17 protein-coding genes are annotated in these 15094 nt (G+C 63.5%); 6 read left to right on the top strand and 11 right to left on the bottom strand.

The annotated features are described in order from the left end of the window. Window positions 1-522 precede the first annotated feature (522 nt). Entirely contained in the window at window positions 523-1122 is a 600-nt protein-coding gene (locus HNP00_RS07410) for a hypothetical protein (protein ID WP_184737538.1), read from the bottom strand. Window positions 1123-1570: 448 nt separating this feature from the next. Further along, window positions 1571-2860, bottom strand: a complete 1290-nt coding sequence (locus tag HNP00_RS07405) for an NAD(P)/FAD-dependent oxidoreductase (RefSeq protein WP_184737536.1) — start codon at window positions 2858-2860, stop codon at window positions 1571-1573. A gap of 348 nt (window positions 2861-3208) precedes the next feature. Here HNP00_RS07405 and HNP00_RS07400 point away from each other — a divergent pair, with 348 nt between their 5' ends. The 5 genes from HNP00_RS07400 (at window position 3209) to HNP00_RS07380 (ending at window position 7007) form a co-directional block, all read left to right on the top strand. Then, a complete protein-coding gene (locus tag HNP00_RS07400) occupies window positions 3209-3835 on the top strand; it encodes a TetR/AcrR family transcriptional regulator (protein ID WP_184737534.1) in 627 nt (208 codons plus the stop codon). After that, window positions 3832-4734 carry an ATP-binding cassette domain-containing protein gene (locus tag HNP00_RS07395; RefSeq protein WP_184737532.1) on the top strand — a complete coding sequence of 301 codons (903 nt, stop codon included), beginning with the start codon at window positions 3832-3834 and terminating at the stop codon, window positions 4732-4734. The genes HNP00_RS07400 and HNP00_RS07395 overlap by 4 nt, the downstream gene beginning before the upstream one ends. Continuing rightward, window positions 4731-5540: an ABC transporter permease gene (locus HNP00_RS07390; RefSeq protein ID WP_184737530.1), complete on the top strand. Its 810-nt coding sequence runs from the start codon at window positions 4731-4733 to the stop codon at window positions 5538-5540. Before HNP00_RS07395 ends, HNP00_RS07390 begins: the two co-directional genes overlap by 4 nt. Before the next feature lie 36 nt (window positions 5541-5576). Continuing rightward, entirely contained in the window at window positions 5577-6299 is a 723-nt protein-coding gene (locus tag HNP00_RS07385) for a hypothetical protein (protein ID WP_184737527.1), read from the top strand. Between the two features lie 96 nt (window positions 6300-6395). Next, window positions 6396-7007 (top strand): glyoxalase, encoded by a 612-nt coding sequence (locus HNP00_RS07380; RefSeq protein WP_184737525.1) that lies wholly within the window; start codon window positions 6396-6398, stop codon window positions 7005-7007. A gap of 27 nt (window positions 7008-7034) precedes the next feature. Here HNP00_RS07380 and HNP00_RS07375 read toward each other — a convergent pair whose 3' ends face one another. From HNP00_RS07375 to HNP00_RS07335, 9 genes are all read right to left on the bottom strand, one after another. After that, window positions 7035-8156 (bottom strand): thioredoxin domain-containing protein, encoded by a 1122-nt coding sequence (locus tag HNP00_RS07375; RefSeq protein ID WP_184737523.1) that lies wholly within the window; start codon window positions 8154-8156, stop codon window positions 7035-7037. A gap of 279 nt (window positions 8157-8435) precedes the next feature. After that, window positions 8436-9209 (bottom strand): ABC transporter permease, encoded by a 774-nt coding sequence (locus HNP00_RS07370; RefSeq protein WP_184737521.1) that lies wholly within the window; start codon window positions 9207-9209, stop codon window positions 8436-8438. Further along, complete coding sequence (locus HNP00_RS07365) at window positions 9202-9990, bottom strand: ABC transporter ATP-binding protein (protein ID WP_184737519.1); 789 nt, start codon at window positions 9988-9990, stop codon at window positions 9202-9204. Before HNP00_RS07365 ends, HNP00_RS07370 begins: the two co-directional genes overlap by 8 nt. A gap of 285 nt (window positions 9991-10275) precedes the next feature. After that, a complete protein-coding gene (locus HNP00_RS07360; RefSeq protein ID WP_184737517.1) occupies window positions 10276-10734 on the bottom strand; it encodes a hypothetical protein in 459 nt (152 codons plus the stop codon). Window positions 10735-10800: 66 nt separating this feature from the next. Beyond that, the gene (locus HNP00_RS07355; protein ID WP_184737515.1) at window positions 10801-12507 is read right to left on the bottom strand and encodes a SulP family inorganic anion transporter; all 1707 of its coding nucleotides are present in this window, start codon (window positions 12505-12507) and stop codon (window positions 10801-10803) included. Then, window positions 12504-12881 carry a metalloregulator ArsR/SmtB family transcription factor gene (locus tag HNP00_RS07350; protein ID WP_184737513.1) on the bottom strand — a complete coding sequence of 126 codons (378 nt, stop codon included), beginning with the start codon at window positions 12879-12881 and terminating at the stop codon, window positions 12504-12506. Before HNP00_RS07350 ends, HNP00_RS07355 begins: the two co-directional genes overlap by 4 nt. A 107-nt stretch (window positions 12882-12988) precedes the next feature. Continuing rightward, window positions 12989-13753, bottom strand: coding sequence for an alpha/beta fold hydrolase (locus HNP00_RS07345; protein WP_184737511.1), 765 nt, complete (start codon window positions 13751-13753; stop codon window positions 12989-12991). A gap of 46 nt (window positions 13754-13799) precedes the next feature. Continuing rightward, window positions 13800-14195 carry a type II toxin-antitoxin system VapC family toxin gene (locus HNP00_RS07340; RefSeq protein WP_184737509.1) on the bottom strand — a complete coding sequence of 132 codons (396 nt, stop codon included), beginning with the start codon at window positions 14193-14195 and terminating at the stop codon, window positions 13800-13802. Then, entirely contained in the window at window positions 14192-14458 is a 267-nt protein-coding gene (locus HNP00_RS07335) for a type II toxin-antitoxin system Phd/YefM family antitoxin (protein WP_184737507.1), read from the bottom strand. The genes HNP00_RS07340 and HNP00_RS07335 overlap by 4 nt, the downstream gene beginning before the upstream one ends. Before the next feature lie 290 nt (window positions 14459-14748). Here HNP00_RS07335 and HNP00_RS07330 point away from each other — a divergent pair, with 290 nt between their 5' ends. Beyond that, entirely contained in the window at window positions 14749-14952 is a 204-nt protein-coding gene (locus HNP00_RS07330; RefSeq protein ID WP_028266315.1) for a cold-shock protein, read from the top strand. Window positions 14953-15094: the final 142 nt, after the last annotated feature.

The following is a 15094-nucleotide window of genomic DNA, read 5'->3' as shown; positions in this document are numbered from 1 at the left end:
TATTTCAGAGTCTGCCATTCCGATATCGTGCAGCGCCGACTTGGGTGGCGCCAGCAATAGACTTTGACTATTGCCGCATTCAGAACACCCGCCAGAGATGGAGAAAACGTTGAACAGTCCAGTAAGCAGGGGGTTATTCTTCGGGGCCGGGTTCGGATGCGCCTACGCGCTGGTGGTTCTTCTCTTGGGCGGGTCCAGTGGCCCGGGCTTGGCGATACTCAGCGGGCTAGGTGGCGCGCTGGTCGGTGCCGTGTCAGGTTGTATCATCGCTGCGTTGGCCCTTGGCATCGGTCGGCTGACCAGAATTCGACGTGACCGTGAAAAGGCCATTGCGGCCTTGATTGCCGGGGCTTCGACTTTGCTGATCCTTGTGGCTTTGGCGTCGGTTTCGGATTCAAAGTGGCCATGGTGGACGCATCTTGTTCCGGCGGGTGTTGCAGCTGTTATTGGTGGACTGGCGTGGCCTCGGGAGAGGACAGTGGTTGGGGAGTCCCGATAGGCTCCCCAACCACGGCCTATTAGTTAGTAGGGCGGATAGAATGCAGGCCAGTTGCAGGCTGACGCATTCGTCCTCCAAAGCCCCATGCACATGTTGCTGGCAAATTGGTACCACTGGCCATGCGCGGCGAGTTGGTTCCCGGCGTTCCACACCCCGCGGTCAATGACGATGGCCGCGTTGACGTTCAATGCCCTCTCGCCGTTGGGCTTGGGGATCGATGCGAAGTTGATGACGGATCCTTCGCCGTCGAAATGTCCTGCCAGTGCCGTGAATTGGAAATAAAAGTCTCCCGCATACCCAATCTTCACCGGTGCTGGGACTTCAATTGCGCCGGCAACCAGGATTTTTAGATTCAAGACCTGTCCGACATAGGGGTAGGTTGATGTTGCGCCGTTGATCGGGAAATAGCAATTGAAACAGGTTCGGAGCAGATTAAATGGCTCTACATTGTTGCCGTGGCCTAGCGGGAACTCGAAGTTGTACACCCACGACGGAGCGGCCATGACGAGCGGATACACCGTTGCACTCGTCGGCTGTGCCTTTTGGGTGATGGTAGTAGAGCTAATTTCCAATGTCGTGGGGACGACATTGGCCGCCGAGTCCTTGGCGTTGCCCTGCTTCACGGTTGTTAGCGTCTTCCAATGTGGGTGAAGCTGCAAATGCACCGGTGGGCTGGGCGAGGCACAACCCAAGTGCAATAATGCCGGCTGCGACTGCTCGTCCGGCTTTTGTCTTTCCTTGCATTCAATCCCCCTATGAGTGGTTTAGGTTCAGACGTGGGCACGATACTCAGAAGGCGCTCTCGTGCCGTGTCATTTTCCTTGCTGTCACACGGCGACCGGCTCGCAGTGACAAGTCCCAGCGAGACCCACAGTTTCCGTGGGCAAATGCTATGACCAGAATCGGCAGCTAGGTGGTGAAAGTCGTAAAATGAGTGCCAAAAGACTGAAAATGAGTGTCGAAAAGGACGATACTAGGTGCCTGCAGGCGCCAAGTGAGTTCAGACTTCTCGTTCAATCTCGATGTGCTCGCCGGTGGAATACTGGCCAAAGACCTTCGGGTATGGCAGGCTCACCGCCCCGCTACGCACCTCGCGACGCACCCCGCGACATACTCCGCATCCACGCCCACGCCGCCGAGGATCGACGAGTAGTGTCCCGTCAACCACGGCAGCCCGACCACATACAGCCCCGGCTGCTCGGTGACCCCGCGGACGTGGCGTGGATAGCTCCATGCGTCCAGAACGGGGATGTCCACAAAGCTGAGGTCCAGCTTGTAGCCGGTGGCCCAAAGCACCGAGGTGATGTTCTCGGCGGCCAGGTTGACCCGGGGCGGGGAAACGGGGAGCCAGTCGTCCGCCGGTGCCGGCTGGTGTTCAGGTGCGTCGATCCCCGCGGCAGCGATGTAGGCGTCGAGCGCCCGACCCATGCGCTGGCCGAACCCGGCCTCGACTGCTGCCAGGCGTTCGGCGAGGTCGTCCGTGAACGTGAGTTCGCCGTCGTCGGCTGCCTCCAGGTGCCCGTGCAGCCGGATGCCCTGGCGGCCGAGTTCGCGGAGGTGGATGGTGTGGCCGCCGTCGGTGCCCGAGAGCAGGGGGTTGCAGGCGAACCGGGCCGCGGGGGAGGGCAACTGCCCCACCGTCAGGGTGTTGAGCCCGTACTCCGGTCCGTGGATGCCGGCCCGCAGGATCCAGTAGATGATGTCGTGCCCGCGGTAGCGGCGCGGCGCCTCCGGACAGGTGGCCACCGCAAGGTGTACCTCACGGCCGGCAGCGAGCAGGTCCTCCGCGATCTGCCCGCCCGACTGCCCGGTCCCGACAATCAACACCGCGCCGTCCGGCAGTTGCTCCGGATTGCGGTAGTCGTGAGTGTGAAGCTGCAGGACGCTCTTTGGAAGCCCGGCGGCAAGGGCCGGGATTTTCGGTTCCTGATACGCGCCGGTCGCCAGCACCACATTGCGTGCCCGCCAGCTACCGCCTGACGTTTCAACGCTGAAACCGCCGTCCGACGTCGAAATCCGCGTGACATCCATGTCGGTCCGGACAGGGGCTTCGATCCTCTGTGCGTAATCCCGGAAATAGTCCACGACGTCGTCCCGCGCCATGAACGCCCCCGGCTCCGCGCCGGCGTACGGCATGCCGGGCAAGTCCAGCGAGAAGTTCGGGGTGTTCATCACGAACGCGTCCCAGCGATCCTGCCACGCGCCGCCCAGCGCGGCTCGCCGTTCAAGGACATAATGCCCGACGCCGGCCCGGCTGAGGAAGTAGCTCGTGGCCAGTCCCGCTTGGCCTCCGCCGACTATAAGGGTGTCGACTTTTCGCGCGTGGTTGTCCGGTGCGGGTCCGAGCGGGTCAGTCTCCATGATTCGATCCCTTCTCCCCTTCACCATCGCTCAGGCGAGAGATCACTCGCCGGTGGTGAACTTGTCCGTGATGGTGTGCTGGGCCGCTTCCTCGACACTCTCCGCCATCAGAACCCTCAGCTTCATCGCCCCACCCCCTCGATTCCCCTGAGTTTACGAGATACCGAGAAGCCGGTATAGGTGTGCTCGATGGTCCCAGCGGCATGCGCCACTTGGTGCGCTACTTTCCCCGGGACCCGTAGCTGCGCTCGCCGGAGGATCCCTTTGCGGGCCTTCCCCGCCCCGTCCACGCGTGTTACTCTGCGCGTACTTACTGATCGATTAGTAAACAGCGGTGAATCGGGCATCATGGCGGGCGCATTGCAGCAGGAGACGCATCATCCTGCTTATCCGGGGGACCAGAAGATGCGGCGCCAGATCCTGAGCAAAGCGGCGGATCTCTTCCTGGCAAGGGGCTACAAGGGGGTGTCCATGAAACTGCTTGCCGAAGCGGTCGAGGTCACGTCCGCGGCCTTGTATTACCACTTTCCCAAAGGGAAGGAAGAGCTCTTCATCACGATGATCCGGACGGTGTTCGTGGACGAGGGCGTGGGCGGGATTGATCAGGCCCTTGCCGGGGCTCAAGGCGCCCGGGAACGGCTGACCAAGCTCACCACCGCACTCCTCGCCCTGCCTCTGGATGATCGTTTGAGTGTGCTGCTGCGCGACGCCAGGGAACATCTCAAAGACCCGGAGCACCAGCAGGTGATCCTGTCCTTGCTCGACCGGATCAAGCGACGCGTCACCGGTCTCTTTGAAGAAGCGCAGGAGGCGGGCGAGGTGCGCCCTGATCTGCCGGTCAACGTTCTGGTCGGCCTCTACATGGGCATGATGCGGGGGGCGAAGGGCTTGCAGACGCCCGATCGGGCAGTCTCTCTGGTCAGCATCTTCTTCGACGGGATCGCCAATCGTCCGGAAAGAAGAGATGTCCCATGAATGCCATCGAGACGCAGGGCCTGAGCAAGCACTTCGGCAAGCGTGCCGCCGTCGATGGCCTGACCATGTCCACTCCTGCAGGGTCCATCGCGGGCTTCATCGGCCCCAACGGGGCTGGGAAGACCACCACCCTCCGTCTTCTCCTGGGACTCGTGCGGGCCGATGCGGGCAGCGCGGCTATCCTGGGCTCGCCCCTGACTGAGCCTGACGGTTACCTTGCACGCGTAGGGGCGTTAGTCGAGGCCCCGGCCTTCTACCCGAGCCTGTCGGGGCGCACCAACCTGGGGGTGCTCGCCCGCCTCGGCGGCTATTCCCGTTCCCGCGTCGGCGAAATGCTGGAGATGGTGGGACTCTCCGATCGGGCGCGCGATCGGGTCGGAACGTATTCGTTGGGAATGAAGCAGCGGCTCGGTGTGGCGATGGCCCTGCTGCCCGATCCGGATCTGCTCTTTCTCGACGAGCCCGCCAATGGCCTTGATCCCCTGGGCGTCATCTGGATACGTGACCTGCTGCGCCACCTGCGCGACCAAGGGAAGACCATCCTGCTCAGCAGCCACCTGCTCGGAGAACTGGAACAGGTCGCGGACTGGTTGGTCATCCTCCACGAGGGGAAAGCGCTGTTCTGCGGCCCGGCCCGGGACCTGCTGGCCCAGCGCGTCGAGATCGCGGTCGAAGCCGAAGACGCTGTCCGACGTGAGCTGGTGGTCCAGATCGCAGAGGGCGCCGGCTATGCGGTCACCAGGGACGAGCGGGCCTTGCGCATCGCCTGCCCCGCAAGCTTCGCCGAGACTCTGAATCGGAAGGCCAGCGAAGCCGGCGTGACCGATCTGGCCATCCGGGTCAAAGAGGGCAGTCTCGAAGAACTGTTCCTCGCTCTCGTGAAAGGAGACCGTCCATGACCTCCGTCATCCGAGCGTTCCTCAGCGAAGTCCTGAAATTCCGGCGCTGGAGTGTCCTCGCCGGTGCCGGGGCGATGGTGGCGGTGAGCACTTTCATCGCCTACCTGACCTTTCACCAGATCGCTTCCGGAGCCACGGGCAAGGAGATGGCCGGCCTCATTGCGGCATTCCACACACCCCAAGGACTGGTCGCCATCATGGGCCAGGCCCGATCCCTGATCATCGCCATTGCGCTCGTTCTGGTCAGCGCAAACCTCGCGGCGGAATGGACCCAGGGGACGCTGCGCAACCTGCTGGTGCGTGAGCCGCATCGCCTGCGGTGGCTGGCGGGAAAGATGCTCGCCGTCGTGCTCTTCGTTCTGCTCTCGATGCTGCTCACCCTGATCGTCGGCGGCGCCTTCGTCCTCATCCTCGCCCAGGGACAGGGCATCCAGACCGCGGCCTGGACCTCAGCCGAAGGGCTGCGCATCTTCCTGGAGTTCCTCGGTAACGAGGTGCTCTGCCTCATCGGCGTCAGCGCCCTGGGAATGCTCATCGCAGTGCTGACCCGTTCGGTCGTTGCCGCCGTGGGGATTGCCCTCGCCTACATCCTGGTGATCGAGGGGATCATTGCCGTGGTGGCGCCGCAGGTGTCCCAATGGTTCCCCGGCCGGGTGTTCAACACCATCGTCGGAGCCACGGTGCCGTTGGTTGGCCCCGCCCCTGCCCAGGGGTATCCGGCGGCCCTGCTCGCGAGTGTGCTGTGGATTGCCGGCTTTGCCGCAGCCAGCGCCCTCGTCCTCCCGCGGCAGGACATCAAAGCGTGACAGGACATCAACGCGTGAGAGGCAGGAGGAACCGTCATGCCAATGGATTCCCTCTCGCCCGGTGAGGACCCGGAAGCCCAAGCCCGCGGCGACTCCGGCGTGGCTGGCAACGAGCGCCTCACTGCGCTGACGGGTGCCGTACTGCTGGTGTTGTTCGCGGCGGAGATCGTCACTGTGGTCCTGCTGCGTGGCCTGATGCCTGTCCACTTTTTCGTCGGCGTGCTGCTCATCGGCCCCATGGCAGTCAAAACCGCCAGCACAGGCTGGCGGTTCCTGCGCTACTACGCCCGCGATCCGGTGTACCGGCGCAAGGGACCGCCCCGCCCGGCGATGCGGGTTCTCTCACCGCTCCTGCTGGCCTCCACTTTGGCCGTGATCGCAAGCGGCATCGCCCTCGCAGGCACCGGGCCGGCTCCTGCGGTCCTGCTGCGGATCCATGTCATCAGCTTCCTGGCCTGGCTGGCGCTCATCATCGTGCATGTCACCGTCTATGCGGCACGGGTACCTAAGGTCATCGCGGATGACTGGAGGCGCAGGACCGCCCGACGTGAACAGAGGACGGGAAGACGGGCTCGGCTGGCGGTCAACGTCGCGGCGCTGGCCGCCGCCGCCATCCCTGCGGTGGCCATGCTGCCGAGCGCTGCTCTCTGGGCCGGCTGGGGGGAACAGGGAGTGTCCGGGTTTGGGATCCTCGCCGTCGTCGCGATTGCGATCACCGGGGTGGTGTCCGCCACCCGTCGTCGCCGTCGCCGTCTTTAGGTACGGAACACATCGGTCAGGATCGGAGAAGCGATCCCGGAGGCCGCGGAATAAAGTCAAAAGCACGAAGCTACCCAACTCACTGAAGGACCTGCCATGACCTCCATCGAATCAGTCACCCTCGAAGTTCCTGACCCCGCGGCCGCCACCGCCTTCTACGACGCCGCCTTCGGATTGGGCCCGCGGGTGCGCGTGCGGGCCTCGGATGCGCCTACTACCGGGTTCCGTGGGTTCACACTCTCGCTCGTAGTAGCGCAGCCGTCCACCGTCAGCAGCCTGATCGACTCCGCTGTGGAAGCCGGCGCGACGACGCTGAAGCCGGTCGAAAAGTCGTTGTGGGGCTACGGCGGCGTCGTGCAGGCTCCGGATGGCGCGATCTGGAAGGTCGCGACGTCGGCGAAGAAGGACACCGGTTCAGCTACCCGGGAGGTCGACAAGATCGTGCTCCTGATGGCGGCCGCGGATGTCGCTGCGAGCAAACGCTTCTACGTTGACCGCGGCCTCGCCGTACGGAAGAGCTTCGGTAAGTACGTCGAGTTCGCCATGCCGTCGAGTCCCGTCAAGCTGGGCCTCTACGCACGACGCGCCCTAGCCAAGGACGCCGGAGTCTCTCCCGACGGCACCGGATCGCACCGACTCGCGATCGGCAGCGACGCCGGTCCGTTCACCGATCCGGATGGGTTCGCGTGGGAGGCCGCATTGGCCTGATCTGGGCGGGAGGTCAGCGCGCGCCCGCTATGTTCCGGAGCCTTCGCGGGCGCTGAGGCCGGCCTGGAGGAACCGGATGAAATCCAAACCCGTGGAGGTGCCGCCGCCCCACTGCTTGCCGTCGACGAACGCGGACGGGACGCCATTGATCCCGCTATCCAAGGCGAGCCTGTTGGAGTACCGTGCCCACGCAAGGAACCTCCCGCTGTCGATGCACGTCGACGCATCGGCGCCGGCCGCCGCCACAAGGGACTTCAGCTCCTGGTCGCTCAGGCCCGCCGATCCTTGGGCTGGTTGGTGGGCACACAACTGGGAAAGGAAGTCCGCATACCTGTCCGGGTGCGCATCGGCGACGCATGCGGCCGCGGCAGCCGCGCGTGAAGAGTACCTGGTGGTCGACTCGCTGTCGAGGATGGTGATGGGGCGGTATTCGACGGTGATCTTCCCCTCATTGCGCAACCGGTCAAGAGTGGGCACGTAGGAGCTGTGGAAGGCGCCGCAGGCCGGGCACATGAAGTCCATGTACACCACCACCTTGGCAGGCTGCCCCTTTGCCGCGGGCTCGATTCCTGGCGCATGCGGGTTGCCGAACGTCGGGGCGGCGGGGTCCGGCGACGGGAGGGTGGTGGCGTCGACGTTCGACGCCGGAACGGGCACTACCTGTCGGCCTGCGGTGAGGGTGATCCCGCCGTTTGCGTTCATGTTCGCCGGGCTCGGTCCCCGGTCGGGGAGCCGAAAGAGTGGAGTAGGCGACGGACTGATTTCGATCGGGCCGCTTCCGATCCACTGCCGGGCGGTCATGGTGATCATTCCCGAGGACAAGAGCGTCAGTGCGAGTACGGCCGCGAGTACACCGCCCGCAAGGCCTGCGTATCCGACCACCAACCCGGCGACGGCGAGGCCTCGGCCGCCGTCGCCACTCCGCCTGATTCGCGCGAGGGCGATGTGCCCGAAGACAATGCCTAGCAGGCTGATCACGAAAGAGCACACGAGGGAGGCGATGGCCAGCGGTTCGGTGCGCCGAGTCGGTGGGGGATAGGCCGGCCGCAGATCGGGCCAGGGGCTTGGCTGTGTCTCGTAGTGCGCGGTTGGCTGGGGCGGCCACGGGCGTTGGTCGGGCTGGTAGTCGGGCCGCTGGTAGTCACTCATCCGAAGCGCTCCTTCTGGTGTGCAGGAGCACCTGCGCCCCCCAATGGTCAGAGCATAGCTCCCGTGCGGTGCCTAGGACAGGGTGCCGCAGCCAGTCGAGTGCGGGCAGCTTAGGAGTCTACGTACTGTTTTCCAGTGCTCCGCTGCCGGAAGAGCGAGTAGGTGGTGCGGGGGAGAAATTGGGTAGCGCTCGCGGCCTCGGTGAGTGCGCTCCGTTCCTGCGGCTAGGTGCCGAAGCGGTGCCGCGGACCCCTGGCCGGGCAGAACCGCCGTCGGGCGTTAACGCGAGTTCCATCGGAACCAGCGGATTCCGATGGAGGTGAACACGACGATGTATCCGACGCACGCCAGAAGTGAGCTGGTGTCCTGACCGCTCCAGGCAGACTGGTTCAGAAGGTCGGAGAAGAGTGTGAGGAGGGCCCCGACGGGGGACCAGTCGGCGATGGTTTTCATCGTGTCGCCGAGGATGCCGCTGCCTCCGAGGAGGCCGAGGAGCAGCAGGAAGATCATGAGCAGCCGGCCGATCGCACTGATGGCGTTGGTGGACTGAACCAAGCCGACCAAGGCTTGCCCGATGGCCAGGAACATGGCTGCTCCGATGACCGCGATGGCGATCACCAAAAGGTACTGGCCGACGTTGAGCGCCAGCCCGTGAACGATAGCGCCGACGATGACCACAATGATGGAAGCGAGCAGGTTGGTGGCCACCTGCACGACGAGGCGGCTGGTTATGATCATCCAGTTGGGAGCTGGCGTGACCCGGAGCCTTTGCAGCACACCGATCTCACGGTCGTGGGCGAGGGCCAAGGTGTATCCGAGGAGGCACGAGGTGAGAAGGCCCAGTGTCAAGGCCAAGCTGACGAGGAGGCTCGATCCACCGAGCCGTGATTGTCCCTTGCCGAAGCTTGTGACCACGAGGATGACGATCGGCAGGAGGGCGCTCAAGACGAGCGAGGTCTTGCTGTTCAGCATGACGATGGAGTCCGCGCGAAGCAGCGAGCTCATGGCAAGGCCGCGCGGTGGGCGGGCAGTGTTGACGCCGGTGTTAGTCACGGATCTCACTTCCTGTCAGTCCTATGAAGACGTCTTCCAGGGTGGGCGCACCGTGAGCGACTGAAAGCACGCGTGGATCGTCGCGGTGTTTGTCGATCAGCTCCGATGGTCTTCCGATCGTGAGGAGCACCCCGTGGTCGATGATCGCCACCCGGTCACACACGGCCTGCGCTTCCTCCATTGAGTGGGTTGTAAGGAGGATGCTGTTGCCCTCACCGCGAAGCTCTTCGATGCGACGCCACAGTCCGCGGCGCGACTGCGGGTCCAGCCCCGCCGTCGGCTCGTCCAGGAGCAAAAGAAGGGGGTTGTGAATGGTGGCGATGAACAACGCGAGCCGTTGCTGCTGGCCGCCCGACAACTGTTTGAACCTCTTGCCCAGTTCTTGCTCAAGCCCGATTGTCCGCATGCTCTCGCGGATCTGCTCCCGCGAGAGCTTCACCCCATAGAGGCCGCCATAGAGTCTTGCGATCTGCTGAATAGTGAGCTCGGCCTGGAAGCTGGAAGACTGCAATTGGACTCCGAGACGCGCTTTCGCTTCCAAAGGCTCTTGTCGAACATCGAGTCCGTCCACCAGCAGCTGCCCGGACTTCGGGCTAACCAGCCCCTCGATGGCACTGAGTGTGCTCGTTTTCCCTGCACCGTTGGGGCCAAGCAGGCCGAAGATCTCACCGCGGTGAATCTGAAAACTCACGCCGTCGACGACGGTCCGCTCGCCATAGGCGACGCGCAAGCCGCTGATGTCCAAGACCGGCGGTTGTGCCGGCATATTCACTTCACTCATCGAGACCGCATCCCCCTCAGGGTGGCCGAGCCCGCCACATGGCAGGGCACCGTTGCGACGAGTCTATATGCGGGAGCTTGATCTTTCGTGAGAGTCCGCAGGCGTGCACGGCAACGGCCATTTGCCACCTAAAACTAGCCGGATGAGCACTCAGTTTGCTTACATTTACCACTCACCCGCATGACGCAAAGTTCGGCCTTTTTGCTGGCAAGCATGTCCACCGGGGCAGGATCGAGTCATGTCCATTCGGCACCTGCCGATCGGCGCAACGCATCAAAGTCCCAGCTAGGACCACTTGTTGGTTTCATACGCCGAATTGAAGTCAGGCTCGGACTGCCAGAGCAGTGAAATCAGGCACCGGTCGTAGCCGGCCATGACCGCCTCGAAGCTCCGTAAGCGCGGCCAGCCGTAAAGGTCGCCTGCCTCGGAGGGAGCAGCCAGTTCTTCGGGGGAGCACAAGAGCGGCTCGCAGCTGCGCCCGTCTAGTTCCAAGGTGGCGACGCCCCACGGATGGTTCGCGGGGGAGACTGTAATGCCGATGGCGTTCATCGTGTCGGTGAGGAGGTTGCGAGTGACCGACTTCCAGGCGGCAACGAAAGATTCGCGGAGCATTTCGAATTTCTCATTGTCTTTGAGGTCGTAAGCGCGGAGCAACTCATCAGAGAGGGTGTCCCATTCCTCGATGGAGCGCACGAGCAGGTGGGCGGCCCGGATCCGGGCGAAGGTTTCATTCAAGGAAGGCATTTGTTTTCTTTCAAGCGCGGGGATCGGTCAACGGGACGCGGGTGGTTCTCAGAGGTTCCATCAGATTCATTCCTCGGTGGTGTCGTAACCGATGGCCGGACGTGGGGCCCGGTTTAGCTCGGGACCTCTTCCAGCCCGCGCGGTGGCTGCGCGGGCCACGTGGCTGCGGGCGTGTTCCACGGCGGGGTCAAGTTCGGTGAAGAGGTGCTTGTGGTGGCGAAGGGAGTCCAGGACCCCCACTTGGGTGACGAGTCGAAGGTGGCGGTCCTGGATTCCTTTGATCAGTACGGTGATTCCTCGGCGTTCCAGGGCCTGGATGATGTCTGTGATGGTTCTGGCTCCGGTTGCGTCCAGGATCTGCAGCTGTGACATGCGGATGATCACGACGTCGACGTTCCGGATGGCGCTGACCCGCTCCAGGACGCGCTCGGCCGCGGCGAAGAACAGTGCCCCGTCCAGCCGGAAGACGGCGATGTGCTCATCTCCTTCGTGGACCGGGCCGGGAATTTCTTCCCGGTGAACGCCGCTGGACCGGACCAAGGCGCGCAGGGCGAAGAACGCGGCGACGGCAATCCCGATTTCCACGGCTTCGATCAGGTCGAAGGACACAGTGATGAGAGCGGTAACGAAGAAGACGACCGTGTCCGCCCGGGTTGAACCGATTACGCTGCGCAGAGTCCTGATGGAAACCATGCGTGTCGCGGTGACCATCAGCACACCGGCCAGGGCGGCAAGCGGGATGCGGGAAACCGGGCCCGTGGCCAGGTACACCACGGCCAGGAGGACCAGTGCATGGGTGATGGCGGCTAAACGGGTCCTGCCCCCCGAGCGGATATTCACTGCGGTGCGGGCGATGGCCCCTGTGGCTGGCATGCCGCCGAAGAATCCGGAAGCAACGGATGCCAAGCCCTGGCCCAGGAGTTCACGATCCGCGTCATAGGGGCCGGTATCGGAGATCGACGCCGCGACGCGTGCCGAGAGCAGCGACTCGATCGCTGCAAGGGCCGCGATCGTGCCCGCAGACCCGGCCAGCGCCGTGATCGTCGGCAGGTCCAGGGCAGGCATCAGCGGGGCAGGCAGGGAATCGGGCAGGGCCCCGATCCTGGCGACAGGTAGATCCAGCAGCTGCGCGGCCACACTGGCGATGATGATCGCGATGAGCGAGCCCGGGAGCCGGGGGTGGATCCGCGGCGCAGCAATCATGATCACCGCCACCAATCCCACCACGGCAAACGGGGCAAGAATCGAGGTCAGGGACGCGGTTCCGAGGGCCTGCACGGCTGAGACGACAGCATTACTGCTTGGTCCCGGCTTGACGCCGAACGCGGCAGGAACCTGTTGCAGGAAGATGATCACCGCGATTCCGACGGTGAAGCCCTCAATTACCGGCCACGGCAGGAACGTCACCACCCGCCCGAGTTTGAGCAGCCCCGCGGCAACCACGATCACCCCGGCAAGGACCGAGACCGCGGCCAGCGCACCGAGCCCGTGGGCGGCGATCACCGGCCCCAGAACCACCACCATGGCTCCCGTGGGTCCCGAAACCTGGATGTTGGAGCCGCCGAATACGGCCGCGATGACGCCGGCGATAACGGCGGTGATCAGCCCGCTTGCCGCACCGGCGCCCGAGCTGACCCCGAACGCCAGAGCCAACGGCAGCGCGACGATGCCGACGGTGACACCGGCAACTAGATCCCCTTTCCAGGTACGCGGCAAAAGCACGTAGTCCTGCCGACCTGGCAAGAATGCCCGGGCCGCGACCAGGATTTTCACCGTGTGCTTGCCGTTGTTGCTGCTGGAAGGGCCGTCTCTGAGGACTCAAGCTGTTCCCTGGTGGTATGCAGTATCTCTTTGAGCAGCAGTCTCGCCACGGAAAGGAGCTCCGCAACCTGCGGGTACGCCAGCGTGTAGAACATCTGGAGCGCCCGCCGCTCTCCCTTGACAAGGTGATACCGGCGCAGCACCGCCAAGTGCTGGGACAGATGCGAGGCCTCCAGCCCCGTCGCGGCCAGAAGCTCCGTCACCGACACTTCGGGCGCCGCCGACAGCAGCTCCAGTACCCGGATCCGCACCGGGTGGGCCAGTCCTTTGAACAGATTGGCCTTCACCTCGTACAGCGGTGCCCGGAAATCCGAGAACTCTTCCATGCCTGCCTCCCTGCCCAACACAACAAGCCATTGCTTGACTGTTTTATGGATTCATCATCCAGTGTAACAAGCCCAGGGATAGCTTGCTTGGCCGCGGCCCGACCACGTCAAACGACGCGATCCGCGTGTTCCCAGTGCTCGCGCAGCAACGCGCCCAGCCGGTCGGGCTCGATCCGGTGCGGGGGGTCGAAGTGGTGGCGGTCCGGGAACACCTCAAGTCGGAAGTCCGGGAATACCGTGGACAGTCGCTCGGCAACCTCGCCGTAGTCATCTGGATTGCTCAGGCCGCCGAGGACGAAGAACACCGGCCGATTAAACGCGGCCAGCCGAGCCCGGTCCAGATCGTAAATCTTGAAGTCCCGCAAGAACGCCCTGATCCCGCCGGGCCGCTTGGCCATCCACGGCGGCGGTCCGCCTTCGGGCGGAGGCGGAAGGACGACGTCGGGCTTCACTGACAGCTTCATGAACGCGGCCATGAACTGCGCAGGTGGCAGCGCCTCCAGCGCTTCATATTCCTTCCAGAGCTGGGCGTGCGCCGGACTCCAGTCCCAACTGCCGGCCCAGGCGGGCTCCAGAAGCGTAAGGCTAAGCAGGCGCTCGGGGTGCTTGGCGGTGAACGCCAAAGAGGCGGCTCCGCCTCCCGAATAACCGAGCAGATGGAACGTGTCCCACCCACGCGCGTCCGCCTCGCGGAGCACGCCGTCGATCTCGGTGTCAAGGCTCCAGTCCGGCGGCGGATCATCGCCGTCGTACAGCTCCAGGTCCTTCGCGACGGCGTCGACGTCGGGCCCCAACGCCTCGATCAGCGCGCCATAAGCGGGTTGGGCTGGAAGAACGCTCCCTGGAAGAAGGACCACCCGAATCGGCTCCATGGCGGAACTCTACGCCGGTTGGTGCGCCAAAGGAGGGGGAGGCGGGCTATTTTCCGGCCGACAGGACAGCGACACCGGCATCGACAGCCGCGGCAAGGAGTTCGACGTCGTAAGCGATCATCAGATCCGCCTGGAGCCTGATGGCTGTTGCGAGATGGATCGCGTCAGCACTCCGCAAGCGGCCAGGAAGGGCGGCCGCGTACATCAGGTCAGAGCGAGTAACATCGACCAGATTGATGCCGCCGAGCACGGTATTCACCGCTTCCGCGTCCAAGCCTCGCCGACGCGCCGCGCAATGGAGTTCGGTGTAGAGCAGCATTGATGCGACAAGGCGATGCCCTGTTGCTGCGGCAGTAGTAGAAAGATGCTCGGCGAGGCGAGCTGATTCCGATTCCTCGACCAGAAGCTTGAGGACGGCAGAGGTGTCCACATAGGTGATCACCGATCACCACGCAGATCGGCCAGCATGTCCGACGTGCTCTTCTCGCTCTTCATGCGGGGCACAAGCCTGAAGTCGACAGGACTCCCGGTAGCGGGGCGGACGGCGCCCGACTGCAGCAACCGTTCGAAGGGTGACGCCGACGGCGGTATGAGTGTGGCCGCAATTTCCCCGTTGTTGGTCACGTCGATGACTTCGCCGTTTTTGACGCGCTCGAGAATTTTGCTGCTGTTGTTGCGTAGTTCGCGGTGCGGGATCGTAGTCATCATTGCCTCCGTAGCAATCGTAGCACTCCCGAATTTTGGCATGCCACTCAATTGATCCACGTCAGCGCTCGCCCGGTGGGAGGCGGGCAGCAGACGAAGAATTTTGACAAATAGTAGCCATCTGCTCAAACCCCTGTATGCTTGTAGCTGTTGTTGTGTTTGGCATTTGGTAGTTCAGGCAGTTCCCGCGGTTCATCAACCGCGACCTTCTGAAGTAACGGTGGAGAACACCCCACACCGGAGGCCCGACAGTCGGGACAACCTCCACCTTCAGTAAGGAAACTGAAAAAATGGCTACAGGTATCGTCAAGTGGTTCAACTCCGAAAAGGGCTTTGGCTTCATCTCCCCGGAAGATGGCAGCCAGGACGTTTTCGCTCACTACTCTGCAATTAACTCGGGCGGCTACCGCTCCCTCGAAGAGAACCAGAAGGTTTCCTTCGACGTCGAGCAGGGCCCCAAGGGTCCCCAGGCAGTAAACATCCAGGCTCTCTAAGCTTCGGATTTCAAAAAGCAGGGCCGGTCCATTGACCGGCCCTGCTTTTTTGGTATGCCCAGCATGGGCATTTGCTTGGAGGTGAAAGTCCTCTGAAGGAGAAGGTGGTTTAACTTCTAGCCAATGGCAACTGCGTCATCGT

This window comes from Arthrobacter sp. AZCC_0090 (assembly GCF_014207375.1).
Taxonomy (GTDB): Bacteria; Actinomycetota; Actinomycetes; order Actinomycetales; family Micrococcaceae; genus Arthrobacter.
This window is presented reverse-complemented; position numbering and strand designations above follow the sequence as displayed.